Annotated in this window: 25 protein-coding genes; 8 read left to right on the forward strand and 17 right to left on the reverse strand. The window is 71.2% G+C overall.

The window, feature by feature from the left end:
- Positions 1-19: 19 nt before the first annotated feature.
- Complete coding sequence (locus EV187_RS03835; RefSeq protein WP_130351671.1) at positions 20-1,231, reverse strand: MFS transporter; 1,212 nt, start codon at positions 1,229-1,231, stop codon at positions 20-22.
- A 194-nt stretch (positions 1,232-1,425) separates the two neighbouring features.
- Between EV187_RS03835 and EV187_RS03840 the strand changes: the two genes are divergently transcribed.
- Positions 1,426-1,893 (forward strand): VOC family protein, encoded by a 468-nt coding sequence (locus EV187_RS03840; RefSeq protein ID WP_130351672.1) that lies wholly within the window; start codon positions 1,426-1,428, stop codon positions 1,891-1,893.
- A gap of 41 nt (positions 1,894-1,934) precedes the next feature.
- Here the strand turns inward: EV187_RS03840 and EV187_RS03845 are convergent, their stop codons facing one another.
- A complete protein-coding gene (locus EV187_RS03845; protein ID WP_130351673.1) occupies positions 1,935-2,375 on the reverse strand; it encodes an SRPBCC family protein in 441 nt (146 codons plus the stop codon).
- Between the two features lie 70 nt (positions 2,376-2,445).
- On the opposite strand from EV187_RS03845, the gene EV187_RS03850 reads away from it, so the two are divergent.
- Entirely contained in the window at positions 2,446-3,102 is a 657-nt protein-coding gene (locus tag EV187_RS03850) for a TetR/AcrR family transcriptional regulator (protein WP_165391099.1), read from the forward strand.
- Here EV187_RS03850 and EV187_RS03855 read toward each other — a convergent pair.
- The 4 genes from EV187_RS03855 to EV187_RS03870 all read right to left on the reverse strand — a co-directional run bounded on the left by EV187_RS03855 (position 3,092) and on the right by EV187_RS03870 (position 6,504).
- Positions 3,092-3,556 (reverse strand): cupin domain-containing protein, encoded by a 465-nt coding sequence (locus EV187_RS03855; protein ID WP_207221724.1) that lies wholly within the window; start codon positions 3,554-3,556, stop codon positions 3,092-3,094. The two genes, EV187_RS03850 and EV187_RS03855, sit on opposite strands and share 11 nt — an antisense overlap.
- A gap of 22 nt (positions 3,557-3,578) precedes the next feature.
- Positions 3,579-5,195 carry a cytochrome bc1 complex cytochrome b subunit gene (gene qcrB / locus EV187_RS03860; protein ID WP_130351675.1) on the reverse strand — a complete coding sequence of 539 codons (1,617 nt, stop codon included), beginning with the start codon at positions 5,193-5,195 and terminating at the stop codon, positions 3,579-3,581.
- Between the two features lie 125 nt (positions 5,196-5,320).
- A complete protein-coding gene (locus EV187_RS03865; RefSeq protein ID WP_130351676.1) occupies positions 5,321-5,971 on the reverse strand; it encodes a GyrI-like domain-containing protein in 651 nt (216 codons plus the stop codon).
- A gap of 74 nt (positions 5,972-6,045) precedes the next feature.
- Complete coding sequence (locus EV187_RS03870; protein WP_207221725.1) at positions 6,046-6,504, reverse strand: nitroreductase/quinone reductase family protein; 459 nt, start codon at positions 6,502-6,504, stop codon at positions 6,046-6,048.
- Positions 6,505-6,616: 112 nt separating this feature from the next.
- On the opposite strand from EV187_RS03870, the gene EV187_RS03875 reads away from it, so the two are divergent.
- From EV187_RS03875 to EV187_RS03885, 3 genes are all read left to right on the forward strand, one after another.
- Positions 6,617-7,930: a glycosyltransferase gene (locus tag EV187_RS03875; protein WP_242609420.1), complete on the forward strand. Its 1,314-nt coding sequence runs from the start codon at positions 6,617-6,619 to the stop codon at positions 7,928-7,930.
- Between the two features lie 162 nt (positions 7,931-8,092).
- Positions 8,093-8,971, forward strand: a complete 879-nt coding sequence (locus tag EV187_RS03880; protein WP_130351677.1) for an RNA polymerase sigma-70 factor — start codon at positions 8,093-8,095, stop codon at positions 8,969-8,971.
- On the forward strand, positions 8,961-9,332 hold the full coding sequence (locus EV187_RS03885) for a sigma-70 family RNA polymerase sigma factor family protein (RefSeq protein WP_130351678.1): 372 nt from the start codon (positions 8,961-8,963) through the stop codon (positions 9,330-9,332). Before EV187_RS03880 ends, EV187_RS03885 begins: the two co-directional genes overlap by 11 nt.
- Positions 9,333-9,363: 31 nt before the next feature.
- On the opposite strand, the gene EV187_RS03890 is transcribed toward EV187_RS03885, so the two are convergent.
- From EV187_RS03890 to EV187_RS03905, 4 genes are all read right to left on the reverse strand, one after another.
- Positions 9,364-10,731: a glucose-6-phosphate dehydrogenase gene (locus tag EV187_RS03890; protein WP_130351679.1), complete on the reverse strand. Its 1,368-nt coding sequence runs from the start codon at positions 10,729-10,731 to the stop codon at positions 9,364-9,366.
- 161 nt (positions 10,732-10,892) lie between these two features.
- Entirely contained in the window at positions 10,893-11,768 is an 876-nt protein-coding gene (locus tag EV187_RS03895; protein WP_130351680.1) for an RNA polymerase sigma-70 factor, read from the reverse strand.
- Between the two features lie 13 nt (positions 11,769-11,781).
- The gene (locus EV187_RS03900) at positions 11,782-12,384 is read right to left on the reverse strand and encodes a carboxymuconolactone decarboxylase family protein (RefSeq protein ID WP_130351681.1); all 603 of its coding nucleotides are present in this window, start codon (positions 12,382-12,384) and stop codon (positions 11,782-11,784) included.
- A gap of 201 nt (positions 12,385-12,585) precedes the next feature.
- Positions 12,586-12,951: a nuclear transport factor 2 family protein gene (locus EV187_RS03905; RefSeq protein ID WP_130351682.1), complete on the reverse strand. Its 366-nt coding sequence runs from the start codon at positions 12,949-12,951 to the stop codon at positions 12,586-12,588.
- Positions 12,952-13,129: 178 nt separating this feature from the next.
- On the opposite strand from EV187_RS03905, the gene EV187_RS03910 reads away from it, so the two are divergent.
- Positions 13,130-14,167, forward strand: a complete 1,038-nt coding sequence (locus EV187_RS03910) for an NADPH:quinone reductase (RefSeq protein ID WP_130351683.1) — start codon at positions 13,130-13,132, stop codon at positions 14,165-14,167.
- 58 nt (positions 14,168-14,225) lie between these two features.
- Here EV187_RS03910 and EV187_RS03915 read toward each other — a convergent pair whose 3' ends face one another.
- Positions 14,226-14,702 carry a cupin domain-containing protein gene (locus tag EV187_RS03915; RefSeq protein ID WP_130351684.1) on the reverse strand — a complete coding sequence of 159 codons (477 nt, stop codon included), beginning with the start codon at positions 14,700-14,702 and terminating at the stop codon, positions 14,226-14,228.
- A gap of 201 nt (positions 14,703-14,903) precedes the next feature.
- Here EV187_RS03915 and EV187_RS03920 point away from each other — a divergent pair, with 201 nt between their 5' ends.
- On the forward strand, positions 14,904-16,751 hold the full coding sequence (locus EV187_RS03920) for a serine/threonine-protein kinase (RefSeq protein WP_130351685.1): 1,848 nt from the start codon (positions 14,904-14,906) through the stop codon (positions 16,749-16,751).
- Here EV187_RS03920 and EV187_RS03925 read toward each other — a convergent pair.
- The 4 genes from EV187_RS03925 to EV187_RS03940 are packed head-to-tail and all read right to left on the reverse strand — an operon-like array spanning position 16,746 to position 18,363.
- Positions 16,746-16,979 (reverse strand): helix-turn-helix domain-containing protein, encoded by a 234-nt coding sequence (locus EV187_RS03925; protein WP_130351686.1) that lies wholly within the window; start codon positions 16,977-16,979, stop codon positions 16,746-16,748. The genes EV187_RS03920 and EV187_RS03925 overlap by 6 nt on opposite strands.
- The gene (locus EV187_RS03930) at positions 16,979-17,476 is read right to left on the reverse strand and encodes a DUF2975 domain-containing protein (RefSeq protein ID WP_130351687.1); all 498 of its coding nucleotides are present in this window, start codon (positions 17,474-17,476) and stop codon (positions 16,979-16,981) included. The genes EV187_RS03925 and EV187_RS03930 overlap by 1 nt, the downstream gene beginning before the upstream one ends.
- A gap of 21 nt (positions 17,477-17,497) precedes the next feature.
- On the reverse strand, positions 17,498-17,998 hold the full coding sequence (locus EV187_RS03935) for an SRPBCC family protein (RefSeq protein WP_130351688.1): 501 nt from the start codon (positions 17,996-17,998) through the stop codon (positions 17,498-17,500).
- The gene (locus EV187_RS03940) at positions 17,995-18,363 is read right to left on the reverse strand and encodes an ArsR/SmtB family transcription factor (protein WP_130351689.1); all 369 of its coding nucleotides are present in this window, start codon (positions 18,361-18,363) and stop codon (positions 17,995-17,997) included. The genes EV187_RS03935 and EV187_RS03940 overlap by 4 nt, the downstream gene beginning before the upstream one ends.
- A 132-nt stretch (positions 18,364-18,495) precedes the next feature.
- Between EV187_RS03940 and EV187_RS03945 the strand changes: the two genes are divergently transcribed.
- Positions 18,496-19,479, forward strand: coding sequence for a hypothetical protein (locus tag EV187_RS03945; RefSeq protein ID WP_130351690.1), 984 nt, complete (start codon positions 18,496-18,498; stop codon positions 19,477-19,479).
- Positions 19,480-19,501: 22 nt separating this feature from the next.
- On the opposite strand, the gene EV187_RS03950 is transcribed toward EV187_RS03945, so the two are convergent.
- A complete protein-coding gene (locus tag EV187_RS03950; RefSeq protein WP_341272745.1) occupies positions 19,502-20,179 on the reverse strand; it encodes a response regulator transcription factor in 678 nt (225 codons plus the stop codon).
- Complete coding sequence (locus EV187_RS03955; protein ID WP_165391100.1) at positions 20,172-22,250, reverse strand: sensor histidine kinase; 2,079 nt, start codon at positions 22,248-22,250, stop codon at positions 20,172-20,174. The genes EV187_RS03950 and EV187_RS03955 overlap by 8 nt, the downstream gene beginning before the upstream one ends.
- Between the last annotated feature and the right edge of the window lie 65 nt (positions 22,251-22,315).

Genomic DNA, 22,315 nt, shown 5'->3' on the forward strand with positions numbered 1-22,315 from the left:
TTTCGTGGTGGTCGTGCGTTCATCGGGTGGCAAGGGGTTCGGTGTCGGGCACGGATGCCGCGACCGGGGCCGTGATGAAGCTGGTCGCCCACGCGACGGCGACGGCCGCCAGGGCGATGATGATGCCCGTGACGACGGCGAACTGGACTCCCCCGCCATCGATCGCCATCCCGCCGGCGAGCGCGCCGAACGCGATGCCGGCGTTCACCGCGGAGGCCGGAAGCGACGACGCGAGCGGCGCGCCGGGACCGGCGAGGCCGACGACGCGGTACTGGATCGATGGGCCCGTGCCCATGCCGAACAGCCCGATGCCGAGCACGGCGACGGCCACGAGCCACGGGTTCGACCCGAAGACGAGCAGCATGGCGAGCGACGCCGTGACGCCGATCGCGCCGATGATCAGCGAGCGCGAGGCGTTCGCGTCGGCGAAGCGCCCGCCGCCGAACGAGCCGATCGCGGTCGCGGCGCCGTACGCGAGCAGGAACACCGACACGACCGGCCCCGAGACATCCGTCACCTGGTTCAGGAACGGCACGAGGTACGTGATCGCTGCGAGCATGGCCGCGAACGTCAGGAAGCTCACCGCCAGCACCGCGAGCACTCGCGGCGCGAAGGCGTGCCGGGCCTGGCCGACCGCGCCGCTGTCGGGCGGAGTCGGCACCGACGGGAGCACGAGGATCGCGAGCACCAGCACGATGACGCCGGCCGCGACGACCGCGACGAACGATCCGCGCCAGCCGACCGCCTGGCCGAGGAGCGTGCCCAACGGCAGGCCCGACGCGCTGGACATCGCGAAGCCCGAGATGATCACGGCCATCGCGCGCCCGGTACGCGCGGGAGGCACGATGGAGGTCGCCGTCACCATGGCGGCCGCGATGAACAGGCCCTGCACCGCGCCGATGACGACCCTGGCGCCGACGAACAGCGGGTAGCCGGCGCCCAGCGCCGGCAGCAGGTTGGCGGCGACGAACACGGCGGTGGCGCCGAGCAGCACGTGGCGGCGATCGAATCGCGTCGTCAGGAACGTCAGCAGCGGCCCGCCGATCGCGAGGCCGAGCGCATTGGCGGTGACGAGTGCGCCCGCCGCGGGCACCGAGACGGCGAGGTCGGTTCCGATCAGGTCGATCATGCCGACGACGAGCATCTCGGCGCAGCCCATCACGAACGCCCCGGCGAACAGCACGGCGAGCACGCGTCCGGCATGCGTCGATCGAGCTCGAGTCGTGGTCATGTTCACTCCGTTCGTTACCTGCAACTTGATGGTTGCAGACTCTTCCTGAAAGTGCAACCTTTGAATTGCAAGTCGCGATCGACGCGGCGGTGAGTCCGTCATCCCCGTCGACCGCAGCCACCGTCTCGACCGATCGATACCGCCCGCCCATCGGCGTAGCGTGGCCCGCGAAGCGAAGGAACAGGGGGTCACCGATGGCCGAGCTCTCATTCATCCAGCCATGCCTGTGGTTCGACGACCAGGCCCGGGAGGCGATGGCGTACTACGTCGACGTGTTCCCGAACTCGCGCGTCATCCGCATCGACGAGTATCCCGACGAGTCGCTCGACGAGCACCTCGCAGGCATGTCGGGAAAGGTGCTCAACGGGCAGTTCAGCCTGAACGGCGTGGACTTCACCTGCCTCGACGGCGGTCCGCTCTTCCGGTTCAACGAGTCGATCTCGTTCATCGTGTCCTGCACGGACCAGGAGGAGATCGACTACTACTGGTCGAAGCTTTCGCACGTGCCCGAGTCGGAGCAGTGCGGCTGGTGCAAGGACCGGTTCGGCGTGAGCTGGCAGGTCATCCCCGCGATCATGGGCGAGCTGACCAAGCGGCCCGAGCAGGTCCAGGTGATGATGGGCCAGAAGAAGATCGTCATCGCCGAGCTCGAGAACGCCTGAGCCCCGCCGCCCGGCTGCCCGGGTGCCGTGCCGCCCGGGCGCTACGCGTCGACCAGCTCGAGCCGCTGCTTGAGGAGTGCGAGGCTCGCCGGCATTTCGGCGCCCGCACCGTGGGTGGCCATCATCCGGATGAGCTTGCCGATGCCCCGCCCCTCGAACCAGACGCGGTAGTCGACATGCGTGCCGCCGTCGGTCGGCACGAATGAGATGTCGACGTGGGCACGGACGGGCCCGTCGATGCCCTCGACCGCCCATCGGCTTCCCGGCTCGCACCCGGTGACCTGCCACCGTGCCTTCTGGCTGCCACCCGGTACCCGGCGGACCTCCCACCCGCGCATGCCGACCTTGCGGATCGCCGGCGGCTCGGCGGATGCCTCCTCCACCGATGGTTGCCACTCGGGAAGCCGAGCGGCATCGGTGACGTAGTCGAAGACCTCCTGCGGAGCGCGGGCGATCTCGGTGCTGCATTCGATGACCTTCATGGCGGCCACCTCCCTGAACGGCCGGCGCGTCGTTGCCCGGCTCATATTGATGACAGTATCATTCTCCTTAATGTCAGAACTGTCAAGACGTCCATACGACGCGACGCGCCGGCGTCAGCAGGCGGCCCGAACGCGGGCGCGCATCATCGAGGTCGCCGGCCGGCTGTTCGTGGAACGCGGGTACGCGGGAACCACGATCCCCGCGATCGCCGGTGAGGCCGGCGTGGCCGTGGAGACGGTCTACCGGTCCGCGAGCGGAAAGGCGGGACTGCTGGCCGACGCCGTCCGTGCTGCGGTCGCGGGTGGCGCCGAGCGCGCTGAGGTGCCGGTCACGGAACGGCCCGCGATCCGGCGGATCACCGAGGAGACCGACCCGGTTCGACAGTTGCGGTTGTACGCGGCGACACAGCCTGGGATCTGGTCGCGCGTCGGCCCCCTCCTTCGCGTGCTCGACGCCGCCGCCAACAGCGACGCGTCGCTGGTCGAGCTCCGCGACGAGATCGCCGCCGAGCGCCGGCAGGGTCTGCGCGACGGGTTCGGACGGATGCTCGAGCAACGCGGTGTCCTGCGTGAGGGCGTCACCGCCGAGCGCGCCGGCGACATCGTGTACGCGGTCTGCGGACTGGCCAACTACGTGGCGCTCGTCTTCGACTGCGGCTGGTCGGAGGCGGCCTACGAGTCCTGGCTGGCCGAGACGCTCGCCTCAGCACTGCTCCCTAGACCGTAGGCGTCCAGGGACCCGTCACGGGGATGGATTCGCCGTCCCCTGGCCACGGCGGCATCGTCGCCCCCAGAATTCGGAGCGCCACGCCCGGAGTCGACCGGAATTGGAACGAAGTGCCGACCGGGATGGTGACACTCGTACCCGGCGCGAGATCCGTGACCTCCTCGAGGTCACCACGTTTCCGCCAGATGCTCCCACGTCCCTCGATGACGAACCACACCTCCTCGATGGTTCGATGCCTGACGGCTCGGGAGATGCAATCGGGTGCGAGCGAGAACTCGGCAGTGCCGCCCGCGTCGACGCGCGCGAGTATGCGGACGTCCGAACCATCCGGGGCGACATCGTCGCGCTCCTCGGATCGGACCACGGTGAGAAGTTCGGACATCATGCCCTCCAGTGCCGTCCCTCGTCCTTCTGCGTACGCTCCGATCAGGCCGAACTCCGCAAGCGCGCGCACTCAGTCGTGCGAAGCAGATGAGTCAGTCGTGCGGAGCAGATGAGACTGAGGAGAGATCGGGTCTCGCCGGCAGCAGAGGCTGCTCAGCCTCCAGCCGGTCCTCGAGGAAGAACCGGGAGAGTCGCACCCGCAGGCGCTGCATCCAGCGGATTCGGCCCCCGGACGGTCGCAACCTGAGCGGCGTGACGGCCTCGACATCGATCAGCCGCCAGCGGTCGTACTCGTCCAGCTGCTGGTGGACCTCGACGTACTCGCCTCCGGGAAGGCGCACGATACGTCCGGTCTCGAACCCGTGCAACAGGAGTTCCCGGTCCTTTCGCTGGAGGGCGACGCAGACCCGTCGGGCGATCGTGAACGCGATGATCGGACCGACCACCAGGAGGAGCTGCATCGCGAGCACGACGCCCTCGATCGTGAGGCTGAAGGCGACCGCGATGAGGTCCGCGCTTCCGGCCGCCCAGAGCGTGCCGAAGAAGACGATGCCGGCGACGCCGATCCCGGTCCTGGTCGGCACGTTCCGCGGGCGGTCGAGCAGATGGTGCTCGCGCTGGTCGCCGGTGATCCACGCCTCGAGGAACGGATACGCGGCGACGAGCCCCAGGAAGAGCGTGACCACCGCCAGCGGGGCGAGCAGCGCCAGCGTCCAGGTCTGTTCGAACGCGACGATCTCCCAGCCCGGCGGCACCAGGCGGAGCGCCCCATCGAGGAAGCCGGTGTACCAGTCCGGCTGGCTCCCGGCGCCGGCATTGCCGGGAGAGGCCGGCCCGTACAGCCAGATCGGGTTGATCGTGACGGTGACGGAGATCAGGAGCAGGATGCCGGTGACGATGAGGAGGAGCCCGCCGGCACGTGCCGCCGCGTTGGGAACGAGGGGGATGCCCACGACGTTCGCGGCGGTGCGTCCGGGGCCCGTGAACTGCGGCGGCTTCTGCCGATACAGGATCGCGGAACGCACCGCGATGAGCGCCACCAGCATCACCGGCACGACGGCGACGTGGATCGGGTAGAGGTTCTCGATGATCCGCCCGGGGAAGAGCCCACCGAAGAAGAGGTCCTTGAGCCACGTTCCGACGACCGGGATCCCGAGCAGGATCCCCTCGAAGATGCGAAGCCCGGTTCCCGAGAGCATGTCGTCGGGGAGGGCGTACCCGCTCCAGCCTCCGGCGAGCGCGGTGACGAAGATCAGGAACAACAGCACCCAGGCCGCGCGTCGCGGCCGCCGGAAGGCCCCGGTGAAGAAGGTGACCAGCAGCTGCGCGATCAGCGCAGCGGGCAGCAGCAGCGCGGCCCAGTGGTGGGCCTGCCGAATCAGCAGGCCACCCGGAACCTCGAACGAGAGGTGCAGCGTCGACGCGAACGCCTTCGACACCTCCTGGCCGTGCAGCGTGGCGACGCGCCCGTCGTACACGACGGTGGAACTCGACGGGACGTAGTGGAACGTCAGGATGACGCCGGTCACCATGATCACCACGACGCAGGCGAGCGCGATCACCCCGAACAGGTTCGACCAGTGCACGGGCACCGTGCGATGACGCAGGTCCTCCAGCACGCCCGCCCCGCGCCTGCCGAGCGGCGAGCGCGCGAGGCGGCGTGACCACCGACCCGTCAGGTCGGAACGCGGCATCCGATCGACCGGCATCCTCGTCTCCTCTCAGCTCCTCCTACCCATACGACGCCGGCGGAGGCCGATCTGTGACACGAAAGGAGAGACGCGTCGAGCGGATGCCCTAGCGGAACGCACGATCGATCGGGATTCGCGCGCCGTCAGAGCGGACGAACCGGCTGGCGCAGCACGGTGCGCAGCTTCTCCGGCGCCGTGCGCCGGGCGTCGCTGAGGTACACCTCGTGGTGCGGGCCGCCGAAGGTGAGGCCATGCTGCGGCATCCACTCGTCGTGCAGGCGCGCGAGGGTCGGCGCTTCGTCGTCGTACGACCCGACATGGAGGATCTGCGCCGACGGCCCCTCGTGCAGGTGCTCGAGGCGGAGCTCGTCGAGTGCCGGGTTCTCGCGAGCACCGGCCGTCACGCCCTTCGCGCGCACGACGTCGATCGCGGCGGCGACGGCGCCATCGTCGATCCAGTCGGGTTGGGCGATCAGCAGCCTCCAGCTCCACGCGCCCTTGTCGCGCGCGACGAAGGCGCCCTGATCCTCCGCCCACCAGAGTCCCTCCAGCGGTGCCACCACGAAGTCCCGTTGGAGCGTTCGCCTACTGGCGAACTTCACCGCGTACGCCACGCCGAACAGCGCCTCGACGGCGTCGCGATACCGCGCAGCCGTGTTGGGATCCCCGTGCCCGTCGACCGCGAGGTACTGCATCCGCGGCACGTCGACGACGGTGAACTCCTTCGCCGAGGGCGCGTACAGCTCCGGATGCTCCCGCTTCACGTCGTACTTCCCACTCGCTTCGACGGCCATGACGGGAGCGTACGCCCGGGCTCGGACAGTTCCCGACCGGATGGGATCGGAGCCGGGTGCGGGGCCCGACGCCGTCAGCTCGCCCGCGGCGTCAGCCGGATGACCGGGATCTCCCGGTCGGTGATCCGTCCGTACCTGGCGAATCCCGATGCCGTGGTCGTGACCTGGCGCCATGCCGCGTCGCGGTCGGCGCCGTGGAGCTGCTCGGGGGTGACCTCGATGCGCTCTCCGGCGAACTCGATCCGCACGCGATCGGGGTGGGCCGCGATGTTGTAGTACCAGGCGGGGTTGCGCGGGGCGCCGCTCGCGGAGGCCACGATGAGCTTCGTGTCGCCCTCCCCGGGGAACCATCGCACCGGAGTCATCCGCTCGGCACCGGTCCGCTTCCCGATCGTGACGAGCACCAGCTTGTCCCCGCGCCTGGTGCCCTTCCGACGGATGCGCTCCACCATCTTCCGGTTGCCCCACCGCTCGAGCCGGCTGCGGCCGGGCTGGCGGGCCCCTCGGGTTCCGTTCGGTGTGTCGAAGGCCATGCGCGTCGCCTCCTCGGCTGACGATCCTTCCGTCAATCATCCCGCGACCCGGCTTCGAGGACGACCGCTGGGAACGTGGTGCGCCTCGCGCCCACTGCGTAGCATGACCCGCATGGCGGACGCCGGGTCGGCAGGCGTCACCGGGGGGCCCGCGGCGAGCCACCCGGTGCGCACCTACCTGTTCGCGCTCACCGAAGCCGGCGGCACCGTGCCGCCCGAGCTCGGCGTGGCGCGTCGAGTCGTCGAGCGTGGTCACCGGGTCACTGTGCTCGCGGACGCCTCCATGGCCGACGAGTCCCGCGCCACCGGTGCGGAGTACCGGTCCTGGTCGGCGAGCCCCGCCGGCGAGTTCCGCGATTGGGAGCTGCGCACGCCGACGAGCCTCGCTCGAGGCATGTCGGATCGCATGATCACCGGACCGGCTCCTGGGCAGGCCGCGGACACGACGACGGCCATCGAGTCGCTGCAGCCCGACCTCGTGCTGACCTCCTTCATGGGGGTCGGCGCCATGATCGCGGCGGAGGCGCGCGGAGTCCCGTTCGACGTGCTCATCCCGAACACCTATCCCCTGCCGTCGCCCGGCGCGCCGCCACTGGGCACCGGACTCGCGCCGGGCCGGGGGCCGCTCGGCCGGATGCGCGATCGGGCGGTGAACTCGGGAACCGTCCGCCTGATCGACGCGTACGCGCTCGCGCCCATCAACGAGCTCCGCCACGAGTGGGGCCTCGATCCGATCCTTCACACGTGGGACCAGATGCACCGTGCGCGCCGCATGCTCGTGCTCACCTCGGCCGCCTTCGACTTCCCGGCCGATGTTCCGGACAATGTCCGCTACGTCGGACCGATCCTCGACGACCCTGCGTGGGCGGCCGGCGAGGCCTGGACCCCGCCGGCCGGCGACGGACCGCTCGTGCTCGTGGCCATGTCCTCGACGTTCCAGAACCACGTCGAGTGCCTGCAGCGGATCGCCGACGCGCTCGGGAGCCTGCCCGTTCGGGGTCTGGTGACCACCGGTCCAGCCGTGTCGCCCGACGCGATCCGGGCGCCCGCGAATGTCACCGTCGTCGCCTCCGCACCGCATCGCGAGGTGCTCCCCGAGGCCCGCCTCGTCGTCACGCATGGCGGCCACGGCACCGTGATCAAGGCGCTCGCCGCCGGACTGCCGCTCGTCATCCTCCATCACGGCCGCGACCAGCCCGGCAACGCCGTCCGGGTCACGACGCGCGGAGCCGGCGTCGCGGTCTCACGTCGGGCGTCCGCGCGGAGGATCGCCAAGGCCGTCGCCGAGGTCCTCGACGACCCCTCGTATCGCGAGGCCGCAGCGGAGCTCGGCCGGGCCGTGGCACGCGAGGCCGCCGGCAGTGCCCTGCTCGACGAGCTGCAGGTGACGCCCCGAGATCGAACGGATCCGCCGGGGCATCCGTGACGCCTGATCCAGGATGCCGCCGTCGTCGACTGCGTATCGAGTCTCGCGCGCCCGCGGCATCCGGTGGAGAATCTCCTCGGATGCCGTCACATCCGCGCCCTCGCTGCGGTCTGAGCTGGAGGGGCGAATGCGGCCCCCTCCGCCGACGGACAGGACCACGACATGGATGAGAACCTCGACGAGGCGCTCGCGGCCTTCGGAGCGGTGCGCTCGCGGCTCTTCGGCATCGCCTACCGCATGCTCGGCAGCGCCACCGAAGCGGAGGACCTCGTGCAGGAGACGTGGCTCCGCTGGCAGGGCACCGACCGTTCGGTCGTGCAGGATCCGACCGCCTTCCTCGCCACCACGACGACGCGGCTGGCCATCAACGCACTGCAGTCGGCGCGAGCCCGCCGCGAGACGTACATCGGACCGTGGCTGCCCGAGCCGGTCGACACGAGCAGCGATCCGACGCTCGGCGCCGAACGAGCCGAGGCGCTCGGATTCGCCGTGCTGGTCATGCTCGAACGGCTCACGCCGACCGAGCGGGCGGCCTACGTGCTGCGCGAGGCCTTCGCGTACACCTACGAGCAGATCTCGGAGATCGTGCAGCTCTCGGAGGCCGCGTGCCGCCAGCTCGTGAGCCGCGCGCGCAAGCACCTCGTCGGCGAGCGCCGGCGCGAGGTGTCGCAGGCGGAGCAGCGACGACTGCTCACCGTCTTCCTGAGCGCCGCGCAGACGGGCGATCTCGACGAGCTCGAGCGGCTCTTCGCCGAGGACGTCGTGTCGTACTCCGACGGCGGCGGCATGGTGCGCGCGTCGAAGTTCCCGGTGCGGGGCCGGGTGACGGTCGCGAAGTTCGTGCGCGCGTTCCACACGCACTTCTGGGACGGCGTGATCATCACCGACGCCCAGGTCAACGCCCAGCCGTCCGTCCTCCTGTCGAAGGAGGGCACGACCTTCGCGGTCGTCAGCGTCGTCGCCTCGCCCGAGGGCATCGACCAGGTGCTGTGGATGATGAACCCGCAGAAGCTCGGCGCCGTGGCGTCCCGTGCGTCGTGACGATCCCGCCGCTCGCCTCCTCGCCGCCCTCGGTGGCCGCGACGACCTCGCGCTGGCGAGCGTGCTGAACCCCGATGCCCGCCTGGTCGTCGACGCCGGCGACGAGTCCGGCGGGGAGGTGCGCGGGCGCGCACGCGTCGCTCGGTCCCTCTTCGGTCTCCCGACGCGGCATCCGGATGCCTCGTTCGAGGTCGTGCACGTGAACGGCCGCCCCGGGCTCGCCCTGCGCCGACGCACGGGCGAGGTGGTCGGCGTGCTCGCCCTCGACCTCGCACCCGACGACACGATCCGCGAGCTGTGGCTGTCGACCGCGCCGGGCAAGCTCGTCCACTGGAATCGCCGGCGCCCCGACATCGAGTGAGGCGGCAACGGATGCCCGGCCGCCCGAGTCGCTAGCCCGGGGTCGCTTCCCGCCACCCGTCGGGTCCGTCGGACCCGGCCGGGTACTCCTCCAGCGGCACCCGACCCGCACGCCAGGCGGCGGCCACCGGCTCGACGATCCGCCAGCACTCCTCGGCGACATCGCCGCGGATCGAGAGGGTCGGGTCGTCGCTGAGGATGCCCTTCAGCACCTCGCCGTACGGCAGCAGGGCGCCGGGCACCTGACGGGCGACGAGGGTCGTCTGCTCGAGCGCGAAGGGGTCGCCGCCGCCGTTCATGGTCAGCCCCACCTGCACCTCGCCCGAGCTGAGGTCGAGTTCGATCCAGTCGCTCCTCGGCGTTCCCTCGAGTCCCTCGATCGGCTCCGCGGGGCGGAACACGGCACGGACGAGCTTGCGAGCCCGCCCGAGCGCCTTCCCCGAACGGAGGAGGAACGGCACGCCCCTCCACCGATCCGTGTCGATCGCGACGACGACCTGTGCGAGCGTCTCCGTTCCGAGGTCGGGGTCGACACCTGGCTCGTCCGCGTACGCCGGGAGCGACCGGCCATCCACCTCGCCCGCGACGTAGCGCGCGCGGCGGCTCGCGGCGACGGGATCTTCGCCCCAGACGGCGGTGTCCCGAAGCACACCGGCGATCGCATCGCGCAGCACGACCTCGTCCACCCGGTCGATCGGATCCATCGCGACGAGTGCGAGGACCGCGAGGAGGTGGCTCTGGATCATGTCGACGAGCGCGCCCGTGCCGTCGTAGTACCCGGCGCGGCCCTCGAGGCCGAGCGTCTCGTCGTACACGATCTCGATGCGCTCGATGGCACCGCGGTGCCACACGGGTTCGATCATCCGGTTCGCGAAACGGGTGCCGAGCAGGTTCAGCACGGTCGCACGGCCGAGGAAGTGGTCGATCCGGTAGATCCGGCGCTCGGGAACGATGCGCGTCAGCAGTGCGTTGAGTTGCTTCGCGCTGGCGCGATCGGTGCCGAACGGCTTCTCCAGGGCGAGTCGCAGCCCGTCGGGCACGTCGAGGCCGTCCAGTACGAGGCACACTCGGGCGGTCACCGCCGGCGGCAGCGCGAAGAACACGATCGGGGTGTCGCCGCATGCCGCGAGCAGGCCCGCGAGCACGTCGGCGTCCGTCGCATCGCCGCGGATGTATCGGGCGGATTCGAGCAACCGGGTGCGCCGCGGCTCGGGCACGGACTCGAACACGGTCGCGACGAGTTCGCGCCATTCCCGGTCGGTTCGCTCCGTCAGCCCCGAACCGATCACCTCGAGGTCGACCTCGTGCGCCGCCAGGAGCGTGCCGAGACCGGGCAGCAGCAGGCGCTTCGTGAGGTCGCCGTCCGCCCCGAGGATGAGCAGTGTCGCTGCAGCCGTCATGAGGTGCCTCCCACCCGCCGGGCGTCGCACGCGGACGCGTCTGCGTCCACGCTAGGGGGCCTCGCTGCGGTCGCGCTCGTGCCGAGCGTGGGGTTGACACGGGCGAGCGTGACGGCGCGCTGCGCGTGGGGCGCCGGCCGGAGCGCGACGAGCGCACGCGTTCAGCGCGTGAGCGCCGACTCCTCGTCGAGCCACGCGAGCTTGTGGGGGTTCGCGATCGAGAAGATGCGCGAGATCCGTCCGTCCTCGACGACGACGCTCACCGCGCCGACCAGCTCGCCGGCGACCTCGGCGCGGACGCCTGGCTGGCCGTTGACCCAGATCGCGCTCGCCACGAACGGCTGGTCGAGCTTCGCGAGTCCGCCCACCAGGTACCGTGCCATCTTCTCCGCGCCGACGATCGGCCGCCGTGCCGCCCCGCGCACCAGTCCACCACCGTCGGCGACGGACACCACGTCGGGAGCCAGCACGTCCATGAGGGCCTGCACGTCCCCCGAGTTCACGGCCGCGACGAACTTCGCGACGACCTCCGCCTGCTCGGTGCGATCCACGTTCACCCGCGGCCGACGCGCCGCCACGTGGTCCTTGGCGCGGTGGGCGATCTGCCGAACGGCGGCGGGGGTCTTGTCGACGGCCTCGGCGATCTCGTCGTACGGCACGTCGAAGACCTCCCGCAGCACGAACACCGCGCGCTCGGTCGGCAGGAGGGTCTCGAGCACGGTGAGCATCGCGATCGACACATTGTCGGCGAGCTCGACGTCGTCGGCGACATCCGGACTCGTCAGCAGCGGCTCGGGCAGCCACTCGCCCACGTAGTCCTCGCGGCGGCGCGAGACCGTGCGGAGGTGGTTGAGCGCCTGCCTGGTCACGATGCGCACCAGGTAGGCGCGCGGGTCGCGCACCTGACCGCGGTCGACGTCGGCCCACCGCAGCCAGGACTCCTGCAGCACGTCCTCGGCGTCGGCGGCCGAGCCGAGCATCTCGTACGCGACGGTGAAGAGCAGGCCGCGGTGGGTGACGAACGGGTCTTCGCTCATGCCGGGCATCCGCTCATGCCTGCGAGGCTACGCCAGCCGGCGTGCGAGCCGCGAGCGGCGGCAGACCGCACGCCGTCGAGAACTCCGCCGAGTGGATGCCGAGGGCGATGTTCGTGCGCGCCGCCGCGTTCATGTACCCGACCGTCGCGCCGAGCTCGAGCAGCGCCGGAGCGCCGAGCTCGGCGAGCAGGGTGGCGCACAGCTCGTCGGTCACCGCCGGCGGGGTCTGGCTCATCGCCTCGGCGAACTCCATGACCCGCCGCTCGAGGGGCGTGTAGAGCGACGATTCGCGCCACCGCGGCACGTCGCGGGCCTTCTCCTCGTCGAGTCCGTGGTTGTGCGCCAGGAAGTAGTGCAGGTCGAGGCAGAAGCTGCAGCCGACGGTCGCGGCGGCCGCCATGTTCGCGAGCGACGTGAGGTTCGGGTCGAGTCGATCCCATTTCTCGACCTTGCGACCGAAGGTCATCATGTCCTTGAGCACGCGCGGGTGATGCCACATCACGCCGAGCGACTCCGGGACCTGGCCGAGCATCCTCCGGCTCATCATCTTCACCAGCCCGCCGTACAGGCCGGTGATCTCGGTCGGGGGTACGCGGGTGGTGCCGGTGCCGGTCATGTCTCCTCCAGGTGTCTCGCGCACGGTTTCGTGCCTTCGACATGGAGACACCGGCCTGGGCCCGCGTGTGACACGCGGACGTGCGCGTCCGCGCGCCCGACGGCCAAGTCGCCGGACTCCCGCGCGCTCCCCGGCGAGCGCTCGGGACGCGTCAGCGCGATGGCCGCCGGGAACCGCCCACCCACCGGGGCGGCCCCGGTGTCAACTCGGAAGCTCGACGGTGTACGAGACGATCTCGGTGATGCGCCCGTCGTCGAAGTCGTAGACGTCGCACGACGCGACGATCGAGACGTCTCCGCCGGGCTCGGTGTACCTGGCGAGGCTGTCGACCACGACGCTGTCCTCGCCGACCACCGTGCGGAAGCGTTGGAACTCGGTCGTGACGCCGGCGAGGTCGGCGGCAGTGCGCTCGCAGGCCTTCTTCACGGCCTTCCGACCGAGGAGGGGGTCGGCACCGACGAGCGTCCACACGACATCGTCGGCGAGGTGCGGCAGTGCGAGCTCGAATCGATGGCTCGAGAACGCGCGGGCGATCTTCTCGGTCGTGAGCTCGGTCGTGAGGTCCATGTGGCGTGCCCCCTCGCGCGGCATCCCGCGCCTCTGCGGATGACGGATGCGTTCAGCGTCCTCCGCGCGCATGGCTGCCGTCAAGGTTTCGACACGACACGACACGACACGGCACGACACGTCGGCGATCGGATGCCGCGTGCGGAAGAACGGCGGCCCCTGTCGCGTTGGCTCCAGCATGAGAGCAATGGCGTACTCGGAGACCGGTGACTCGTCCGTCCTTCACGTGGTGGACCGCGAGCTCCCGGAACCCGGGGCCGACGAGGTCCGGGTGAGGGTCGTCGTCTCGGGTGTGAACCCGACCGACTGGAAGGCCCGGGCCGGTGCGCGGGCAGGCGCGCCGACGCCGTATCCCGAGGTGGTTCCGAACCAGGACGGCGCCGGCGTCGTCGATGCGGTCGGCTCCGGCGTGACCGGTCTCGCGCCCGGCGACCGGGTGTGGGTGTTCCTCGCGGCGCACGGTCGGCCGACCGGCACGGCGCAGGAGTTCGCGGTGGTTCCGGCCCAACGCGTCGTCAGGCTCCCGGATGCCGCGAGCTTCGACATCGGTGCGTCGCTGGGCGTGCCCGCGATGACCGCGCATCGCGCCCTCACGGTCGCCGACGGCGGACCCGCCCGGCTCGGGCCCGGAGCACTCGAGGGCCGCACGGTGCTCGTCGCCGGCGGAGCCGGAGCCGTCGGGCACGCCGCGATCCAGCTCGCGCGGTGGTCGGGCGCCCGGGTCGTCACGACGGTGAGCTCGCCCGCGAAGGCCGCGCTCGCCACCGCGGCGGGTGCCCACCACGTCGTGGACTACACGACGGGCGACACCGCGACGGCGATCCGCGCGGTCGCGCCCGACGGCGTCGACCACGTGGTGGAGGTCTCACCGGCGCGGAACGCCGCGCTGAACGCGAGCGTGATCGCCAACCACGGCACCGTCTCGGTCTACGCGACGGACGGCGGCGCGGAGATGACGCTCGACGTCCGCCGGCACTTCTCGCTCAACGTCAGGTACCAGTTCCTGCTGCTCTACACCGTGGGCGATGCCGCCCTCGCGGCCGCCGCCGAGGACATCACCCGCGCGCTCGGCGACGGGGCGCTCGGCGTCGGCGAGGAGGCGGGGCTTCCGCTCACGCGCTTCCCCCTCGAACGCACCGCGGCAGCCCACGACGCGGTGGAGGCCGGCACCGTGGGCAAGGTGCTCGTCGACGTCTCGCCGGAGATCACCGGCTGAGCGCTCCGGAACCGCGGGCCGCTGCTCCCCCACGAGGATGCGGCGCGCGGTCCGGCCGTCAGGCGTGCTGGTCGGGCTCGCCGTCCTCGGGCTCGACGGCCCACGACGGCGGCTCGTCGGCGCCCGCGTCCTCGTCGCGCTCCGCGTCATCCGCCGTCTTCTGCACCTTGCCGGCCGCGTGGTGCACGGGTGCGTACACGGTGTAGAGGCGCAGCGGCTCGTCGCCGGTGTTCTCGACGTCGTGCCAGGTACCCGCGGGCACCTGGATGCTCCAGCCGTCGGAGACATCCCGCTGGAAGTTCAGCTCGTCCTTCGACGGGCCCATCTTCACGCGACCCCGGCCCGCATCGAGGCGCAGGAACTGATCGGTCTCGGGGTGCGCCTCGAGGCCGATCGACTCGCCCACCGGAATCGACATGAGCGTCACCTGCAGGTACTTGCCGCTCCACGCCACCGTGCGGTAGTTGGCGTTCTGCTTGGTCGCGGTCTCGATGTCGAACGCGTTCGGCTCGGGGCCGGGGTCGGTGATGTCCATGCGTCGCAGTCCTCTCCGGGTCGGTCGGTCGACGGATGCCGCGCGCCGTCCCCGCTCGTTCCACGCTAGCCACGGCGGCCGCCGGATCGGAAGGGGTTGTGCGAGCACCGCGACGGCTTCCACACCCGGGCCGTCGCCGCAAGGCCCCTGAGCAAATGGCCGCGCGGGCGTACCGTCGAGGGAACCGAAGGAGCGAGCTCGATGAGCAGTCCGACGACCCTCGTCGCCGACCGCTACCGGCTGGTCAAGCTGATCGGCTCAGGTGGAATGGGCGTGGTGTGGCATGCGTGGGACGAGCGCCTGCACCGAGCGGTGGCGCTCAAGATGCTGCGCACGCAGCCCGACCTCGGCGATCGCGAACGTGAGGTCGCGACGAATCGGGCCATGCGCGAAGCGCGCATCACGGCGGGACTGCACCATCCGCACGCCGTGACGGTGTTCGACGTCGTCGAGCACGAGGGTCAGCCCTGCATCGTGATGCAGCTGGTCGAATCCACGCCGCTGTCGGTCCTGCTCCGGGAGCACGGCACGCTCTCGCCACGGGAGACCGCGCGGATCGGCGCCCAGGTGAGCTCCGCACTGGCGGCCGCCCACAAGCTGCGGATCGTGCACCGGGACGTGAAGCCGGGCAACATCCTCATCACCGAGGACGGCTCGGCCATGATCAGCGACTTCGGCATCTCGCACGCGCTCGGCGACACCACCATCACCGCGACGGGGATGGTGCACGGCACTCCCGCCTACCTCGCCCCGGAGGTCGCCCAGGGCAAGCCGTCGAGCTTCGCGTCGGACGTGTTCTCGCTCGGCTCGACGCTGTACGCGATGCTCGAGGGCGCGCCGCCCTTCGGCGCGGACGTCAACGCGCTCGCACTGCTGCACCGAGTCGCGCGGGGCCACCATCCGCCTCCCGAGCACGCCGGCGCACTCGCCCCGCTGCTGCGAAGCATGCTGTCGGCCGACCCCAGGCGACGGCCCGGCATGAAGACGATCGCCACCCGGTTGTCCGCGATGCACGAGAGCACCGAGGCGGCCGCGACATCCGAGCTCCCGACGGCGCCGCTCGTCGCCGCGGCCGGCGTCGGCCCGTCGCCGACGCCCGAGGCGACGCGGCAGGCCGGCCACACGGCCGACACCGAGCTGCTCGACGAAGCGGCGGGGCAGACGGACGCGACGGAGCGGCTCGACGAGACCGAGCGGCTCGACGAGACGGCGGGGCCGACCGACGCGACGGGGCAGCTCGACGAGACCGAGCGGCTCGACGAGACGGCGGGGCCGACCGACGCGAGGGATCGGCTCGACGCGCCGGAGCAGCCGCCCGCCGCGACGGAGCGGCTCGAGGCGCCGGAAGCGACGGCGACGACGGAACGGCTGGGCGCGGCGGGAGCGTCGCCCTCGTTGGCGTGGCTCACGCAGGCTCCGCCGACGCCTCCACCCGAGCGCACAGCGGCAGCGGATGCCGCGCCGCCGCCCCGCCGCCGATCGGGGGCGCTGGTCGGCGTCCTGGTCATGGTGGGCATCCTGATCGCCGGCGGAGTGATCCTGTTCGGCGCGCTGCGGCAGGGCGCGGGCGAAGCGGGAGCGCCGGCCGCCAGCGAGGAGCCGACCGCCGCCGAGACGTCGGCTGCCGAGACGCCGCCTCCCGAGACCGAGTCGCCGCCGCCGGCGTCGCCGAGTCCGTCCGCCCCACCCGAGGAGACCCCCGAGGCGGCGCCGCCGCCGCCGAGCCCCGAGCAGCGGGTGGTCGACACGCTCACGGGCTACTACGCACTCATGCCCGGCGACCTGGACACCGCCTGGACGATGATGACCGTCGACTACCAGGAGAATCACGTCGGCGGACGAGGCGCCTACGACGCCTTCTGGAACGAGGTCGCGGTCGTCTCGATCTCGGACGTGAGCGCGACCGGGCCCGATCAGGGCCAGGCGACGCTCACCTACTCCTTCACCGACGGGAGCGTCGTGCAGGAGGTGACGGCGTATCGCCTCGTCGACGAGGCCGGCGCCTACAAAATCGCCGCGACCGAGGTGCTCAGCAGCGTCGTGCTATGAGGCCCCCGCCGGCTCGGCCTCGTCCTCCTCGACCCACTCGAGCAGGTCGCCCGGCTGGCACTCGAGCACACGGCAGATGGCATCGAGCGTGCTGAAGCGCACCGCCTTCGCGCGCCCGTTCTTCAGCACGGCCACGTTCGCCGGCGTGAGCCCGACCCGCTCGGCGAACTCGCCCACGCTCATCTTGCGCTTGGCGAGCTCGACGTCGATCCGCACCACGATCGGCATCAGATCACTTCCTCCAGGTCCGTGCGCAGCACGGTGGCCTGCCGCAGCAGGGCGCGCAGCACCACGATCGTCAGCACCACGACGCCGCCGATGAGCGTCATCCCGATCAGGAGGATGGGGGTGCCGGGGTCGCGAAGCTCGGGCGTGAAGTAGATGATGCCGACGAGGTAGGCGGACACTCCCGCGAGGAGCACCCATGCGGCGACCATCGTCCACACGATCACGTCGACCCACACGAACGACTCCTCGCTGAAGATGCGATCGGCCCTGACGAGGGTGAGCAGCCGCCACGTGCAGACGATCACGATCTGGATGCACAGCACCTCGAGGATCGCGAACGTCAGCAGCAGCCACGGGATGAACCCCGCCTCGGGATGCTCCTCGGCCGTCTGCCGGAACTCGCCGGGCAGGCTCAGGAACTGCGCCACGAGCAGGCCGACGAACACCAGCACGAGCAACACCCTGAGCGGGACGACGATCCAATCCATCTTCTGCATGCATCGACTATCGCGATCTTTCTATCGTTTGTCAATCGATACTTGCTGCGAATCGTTCGTCCCGAGCGCCCGCTCGAGCTTCGCGAAGCAGCCGCGCCAGCCCTCGGCGATCTGGTCGCGACGCTCGACGTCGGCGTAGCCCGTCTGGCGGAACGTCATGCGCGTGCGCGGGGCATCCGGGGTGCCGACCTCGTCGAACTCGACGGTGACGACCGTCTCGGGGTTCGACTGCCCGCCGTCGACCTGGGTCAGCGTGAGCCGGATGCGATGGGGAGGGTCGAGTTCGAGGAACGCGCCGCGCTCGGTGTACGCGTGGCGACCGTCGTCCGAGCGGAAGTCGAGCCGCCACGCTCCGCCGGGCCGGGCATCGGCCTCGGCCGCAACGGTCGTGTAGCCGACGGGCGCGAACCAGCGCGCGAGTGCCTCGGGTTCGGTCCAGAATGCGAACACCCGGTCGGATGCCGCAGCGAACTCCTGCTCGATCTCGACCGCGATCCCGCGGTCGGCTTCGGTCGTGCTCATGGGGTCTTCCCTTCATCGGTTGCGTCCTCGGCGTGGTTCGCGATCTCGTCGCGCGCGAGTTCCTCGCGGAGGGCGGCGAATCGCTCGTCCCAGATGCCGCGGTACCCGTCGAGCCAACGGTCGACCTCGGTGAGCGGCTCGACGCGCAGTCGGCTGGGCCGGCGTTGCGCGTCACGGCTCCGCGCCACCAGGCCGGCCTCCTCGAGCACGCCGACGTGCTTCGAGATGGCGCGCTGCGTCAGGTCGAAGGGCGCGGCGAGCTCGGCGACGGATGCCTCGCCCACCTCTGCGAGGCGAGCGAGGATCGATCGCCTGGTGGGGTCGGCAAGGGCCTGGAACGTTCGGCTCAGCGCGTCGGTCGTCATGTCTCGTACCAATCGGTTCTGGAACTATCTGGTTCCATTAAGGCACGCGGCCGACCGCGTGTCAAGAGCGGCGGCCGGTCGTCCCGACGAGCCGCTCTTCCCGGCCGAGCCGCTGGCCGCTACCGTCGAGCCGTGAGTGCCCTGCCGCGAACCGACGCCCCGACCCAAGCCCCGACCGCGGAACCGGGCTCGTCTCGGCCACTCGCCGTCATCCCGTTCGCCGTGGCCGGGATCGCCGGAATCGCGACGATGCTGCTCTCCTCCGCAGTGGTCGGCGTGCTGTTCCGAGCTCCGTGGGGCTTCGTCCTCCTGGCCGTCACGCTCGTCGGCAGTGCGCTCGCGATGACGGTGCTCTTCCGCGCGGTGACGGGCCGAGCGCGCTGGATCGCGTCGATCATGCTGGCGCTCCTCCCGCCGGCGGGCGTGTGGCGGGCGATCATCGGAAGCGGCCGGATCCCGTTCGACACGGTGTACGGGATGCCCGCTGCCCTCGCGATCGGTGGCGCCGTCGGCTCGCTCTCGATGCTCGCACTCCCGGGTCGGTGGAGGTTCGCGGGTGCCGTCAGCGCGGTGCTGATCGCGACTCCGCTGCTGATTCCCGTGTTCGCGCATGCCGCGGAGCGGGCCGCCGCCGAGGAACGCGCGCAGCGGGCGTCGGTGGAGCAGGCGTTCGACGGCCTGGTCGACCCGCTCGGCACCGACCTCGCCGGCACGACCATCACGCTGACCTCCGCGTCGACGGACGCGGCCCAGGTCGCCGTCGACCGCGACGGCCGCGAGCTCGTGATCCTCACCACGCCGACCGGCGGATCGGGGCCGTACGATCCCGACGCCTTCGCCTGCTGGCGCCTCGTCGGCACCGAGTCCTCCGAGGGCGACGAGACGATGGCCGAGTTCGCCGACCGCTGCGTGGTCGTCGACGGCGGCTGGGCGACCATCGACGGTTCCGTCGTCGGTACGAATGTCGGCACCCGCTGGGTGCAGGTGGAGGCCGGCGCGGGTGCGACCCCCGACGACGTGATGGCGGTGTTCCACTCGCTCGAGGAGTTCCCCGAGGAGCGGGTCCGGGCGTGGTTCGACGAGCACCTGATGCGCGACCGAAAGGGCGGGGAGTAGCGCCGCCGGCCCGCGTCCGCTGCTACCCGCCGTTGTTCTGCAGGAACGCCAGCACCGCGGCCACCCGCCGGTGCACACCCGACTCGGGCAGCCGCAGCTTCGTGAAGATCGCGTTCACGTGCTTCTCGACCGTCGACGACGACAGGAACAGCGCCTGCTCGATGCCGGCGTTGGTCTTGCCCTGCGCCATCTCGCGCAGCACCTCGAGCTCGCGCGGCGACAGTGCCGAGAGCGGACTCGACGCGCCCGCGCTGCGTCGGCGCACGAGCGTGTCCACGATCTGCGGGTCGATCACCGAACCGCCGGCGCAGACCTCGCGGAGTGCGTGCACGAGGTCCTCGAGGTCGCCGATGCGGTCCTTCAACAGGTACCCGAGCCCCGCCGAGCCGTCGGAGAACAGCGCGAGCGCGTAGCTCTCGTCGGCGTGCTGCGAGAGCACCACCACGCCCGTCTCGGGATGAGCCGCACGGATGTCGCGGGCGGCCTCGATGCCCTCCATGTGATGACCCGGCGGCATCCGGATGTCGGTGAGCACCGCGTGCGGGTCGAGTCGCCGTACGGCGTCGAGCAGCTCGGTCGCGTTGCCCGTGGAGGCGACCACGTCGATCTCGCCCGAGTCCTCGAGCAGGCGGCGCAGCCCCTCCCGCACGAGGTAGTTGTCCTCGGCGATCACGACCCGCAGCGTGCCCGTCTCATCCAACGGGATCCGCCTCACGGTCGGCCGGGCGATCGGGGCGGTCCACGGGCAGGTCCACCAGCACGGTCGTGCCAGACGGCTGCGCCGCCGAGACGCTCACCGTGCCACGGAGCGCCGCCACGCGGTCGCGGATGTTCGCGAGGCCGCCGCTCGACACGGAGGCGGGCGAGAGGGCGCCGAGTCCGCGACCGTCGTCGGTGATCGCGATGCGCAGGTGGCCGTTGCTGCGCGCGAGCTCGACGGAGGCGTGGGTCGCGTGCGCGTGCTTCGCGGTGTTCGCGAGCGCCTCGCGCACCACGTAGTACGCGGTCGTCTCCACGTCGTCGGAGTACCGCTCCGCCCGCACCGCGGCATCCGCCTCGACCGTGAGGGGGATCGGGTACCGCGAGACCCCCGACTCCACCGCGGCGACCAGGCCGTTGTCGCTCAGGACGGGCGGGTGGATGCCGCGGGCGAGCTCGCGCAGGTCGGTGAGCGTCTCACGTGCCTGGTCCTGCAGCTCGACGAGCTCCTCCGTCGTGAGCTCCCCGCGCTGGAGTCGATTGCGGGCGAGGCGCAGTCCGGCGATCTGCGCGACGACGTCCTGCTGGATGCCGTCGTGCAGGTCGCGCTCGAGGCGCCGGCGCTCGTCGTCCTGCGCGGCGACGAGCCGCTCCCGGGAGGCGCGCAGTTCGTCGAGCTGCTCGGCGAGCTGCGCCGTCAGGCGCACGTTCGCGACGGATGCCGCGGCCTGACCCGCGACCGTTCGCAGGAGTGCGCGCTCCGCGTCGCCGTAGTCGCCGCGGCGCCGCGGCCCCACCTCGATGCGCCCGAGGGTCTCCTCGCCGCGCACGAGGTCGCACGACTCGACCGGATCGCCCGCGACCTCGCCACCGACGCCGATGGGCACCGCGGCGAACGCGGCATCCGTCGACGCCAGCCGGATCCGCACCCACGACGCGTCGAGTCCGTCGCGGACCGCGTCGGCGAGACTGGTGAGCAGCTCGCGCGGGTCGCCGGCGCGTTCGAGCTGCGCGCCGAGCTCGCTCAGCATCGTGAACTGCCGGTCGCGGTCGCCGAACAGTGCGCGGTGCAGCCGCCGCTGCATCCAGCTGCGCGCGGGCAGCAGCACGACCGCGAGCAACGTCGTGAGCAGGATCGCCGGCAGGGTGCGGAGCGGGGGCGCGAGCAGCAGGGCGGGCGTCGCGACGCCTGCCGCGTAGACGACCGTGATGAGCAGGTTCGACGAGCGCTCGACGCGCGCGCCGCGATCGCCGGGATCGATGTCGAACGCGCCGTACCGGAGGATGCCGTGGATCGCCGCGACCGGAATGGCGATCATCGACGCGTAGACCAGGAACTCGACGCCCCAGAGGCCCGGCACGAAGGTCCACAGCCCGAACGCGAGGATCGCCCCGGCGACCGCCAGGGCCATGACGCGGGTGCGAGCGCGCACCTCCGGTTCGCCGAAGAGCGCTCGGGACGCGAGCACGGTGAGGCCGAGGGCGACGGCCGCCCACGCCTGGACGACGAGGTAGTGCACCGCCGGTTCCGCCCACTCGAGCCACGGCACGAAGAACGGGTTGGGGATCGACTCGCCGCTGATCCCGATGAACTGCGACATCACGACGTGCGGGGACGTGAGCAGGGTGAGCGGACCCACGAGCACGGGGGTCCAGAGGAAGATGACCGCGATCCGCTGCCACCGTTGCTCGGGCCGGCCGTCGGGGAAGGTCGCGAACACGATCAGCAGTGTGGACGTGGCCACCGCATCGGTGGTCAGGCCGAGGACGTTGACGAGCGGGAACCACGGCTCCATCAGGACCCCGGGATTGAAGTGCACGAACGTCTCGAAGGCCGAGCCGACGAGCATCGCGGTCGATCCGAGCGCGATGAGCAGGGCGATCCGCGACGCCGACACCGTGAGCAGCCACATGCCGAACACGAACAGCGGCAGCGCGCCGAGCAGCGGCCAGGCGAGGCCGTGGTCGGTGGTGACGTCGGCGTAGAGGAAGCCACGCATCACGACGACGTAGACCAATGCGGCGACCCCGATCGGGCCGAGCACTGCGAGGCACACCCACCTCCGGTCCACGGTCCTATCGTCCTCCTGCCATGGCCCTCGCGGGAGAGGGCCATCCATGTCCGCGCGTGGGGGCT

The organism is Agromyces ramosus, assembly GCF_004216665.1.
In the GTDB taxonomy this organism is placed as follows: domain Bacteria; phylum Actinomycetota; class Actinomycetes; order Actinomycetales; family Microbacteriaceae; genus Agromyces; species Agromyces ramosus.

What these genes read in the sequence shown, in the direction of transcription:
- EV187_RS03920 (WP_130351685.1), top strand. Translation starts at nt 14,904, where the DNA reads ATGAGCAGTCCGACGACCCTCGTCGCCGACCGCTACCGGCTGGTCAAG.
- EV187_RS03845 (WP_130351673.1), bottom strand. Translation starts at nt 2,375, where the DNA reads ATGAAGGTCATCGAATGCAGCACCGAGATCGCCCGCGCTCCGCAGGAG.
- EV187_RS03870 (WP_207221725.1), bottom strand. Translation starts at nt 6,504, where the DNA reads ATGGCCTTCGACACACCGAACGGAACCCGAGGGGCCCGCCAGCCCGGC.
- EV187_RS03840 (WP_130351672.1), top strand. Translation starts at nt 1,426, where the DNA reads ATGGCCGAGCTCTCATTCATCCAGCCATGCCTGTGGTTCGACGACCAG.
- EV187_RS03865 (WP_130351676.1), bottom strand. Translation starts at nt 5,971, where the DNA reads ATGGCCGTCGAAGCGAGTGGGAAGTACGACGTGAAGCGGGAGCATCCG.
- EV187_RS03940 (WP_130351689.1), bottom strand. Translation starts at nt 18,363, where the DNA reads ATGACGACCGACGCGCTGAGCCGAACGTTCCAGGCCCTTGCCGACCCC.
- EV187_RS03925 (WP_130351686.1), bottom strand. Translation starts at nt 16,979, where the DNA reads ATGCCGATCGTGGTGCGGATCGACGTCGAGCTCGCCAAGCGCAAGATG.
- EV187_RS03875 (WP_242609420.1), top strand. Translation starts at nt 6,617, where the DNA reads ATGGCGGACGCCGGGTCGGCAGGCGTCACCGGGGGGCCCGCGGCGAGC.
- EV187_RS03850 (WP_165391099.1), top strand. Translation starts at nt 2,446, where the DNA reads ATGTCAGAACTGTCAAGACGTCCATACGACGCGACGCGCCGGCGTCAG.
- EV187_RS03915 (WP_130351684.1), bottom strand. Translation starts at nt 14,702, where the DNA reads ATGGACATCACCGACCCCGGCCCCGAGCCGAACGCGTTCGACATCGAG.
- EV187_RS03930 (WP_130351687.1), bottom strand. Translation starts at nt 17,476, where the DNA reads ATGCAGAAGATGGATTGGATCGTCGTCCCGCTCAGGGTGTTGCTCGTG.
- EV187_RS03895 (WP_130351680.1), bottom strand. Translation starts at nt 11,768, where the DNA reads ATGAGCGAAGACCCGTTCGTCACCCACCGCGGCCTGCTCTTCACCGTC.
- EV187_RS03890 (WP_130351679.1), bottom strand. Translation starts at nt 10,731, where the DNA reads ATGACGGCTGCAGCGACACTGCTCATCCTCGGGGCGGACGGCGACCTC.
- EV187_RS03935 (WP_130351688.1), bottom strand. Translation starts at nt 17,998, where the DNA reads ATGAGCACGACCGAAGCCGACCGCGGGATCGCGGTCGAGATCGAGCAG.
- qcrB (WP_130351675.1), bottom strand. Translation starts at nt 5,195, where the DNA reads ATGCCGGTCGATCGGATGCCGCGTTCCGACCTGACGGGTCGGTGGTCA.
- EV187_RS03910 (WP_130351683.1), top strand. Translation starts at nt 13,130, where the DNA reads ATGAGAGCAATGGCGTACTCGGAGACCGGTGACTCGTCCGTCCTTCAC.
- EV187_RS03880 (WP_130351677.1), top strand. Translation starts at nt 8,093, where the DNA reads ATGGATGAGAACCTCGACGAGGCGCTCGCGGCCTTCGGAGCGGTGCGC.
- EV187_RS03900 (WP_130351681.1), bottom strand. Translation starts at nt 12,384, where the DNA reads ATGACCGGCACCGGCACCACCCGCGTACCCCCGACCGAGATCACCGGC.
- EV187_RS03835 (WP_130351671.1), bottom strand. Translation starts at nt 1,231, where the DNA reads ATGACCACGACTCGAGCTCGATCGACGCATGCCGGACGCGTGCTCGCC.
- EV187_RS03905 (WP_130351682.1), bottom strand. Translation starts at nt 12,951, where the DNA reads ATGGACCTCACGACCGAGCTCACGACCGAGAAGATCGCCCGCGCGTTC.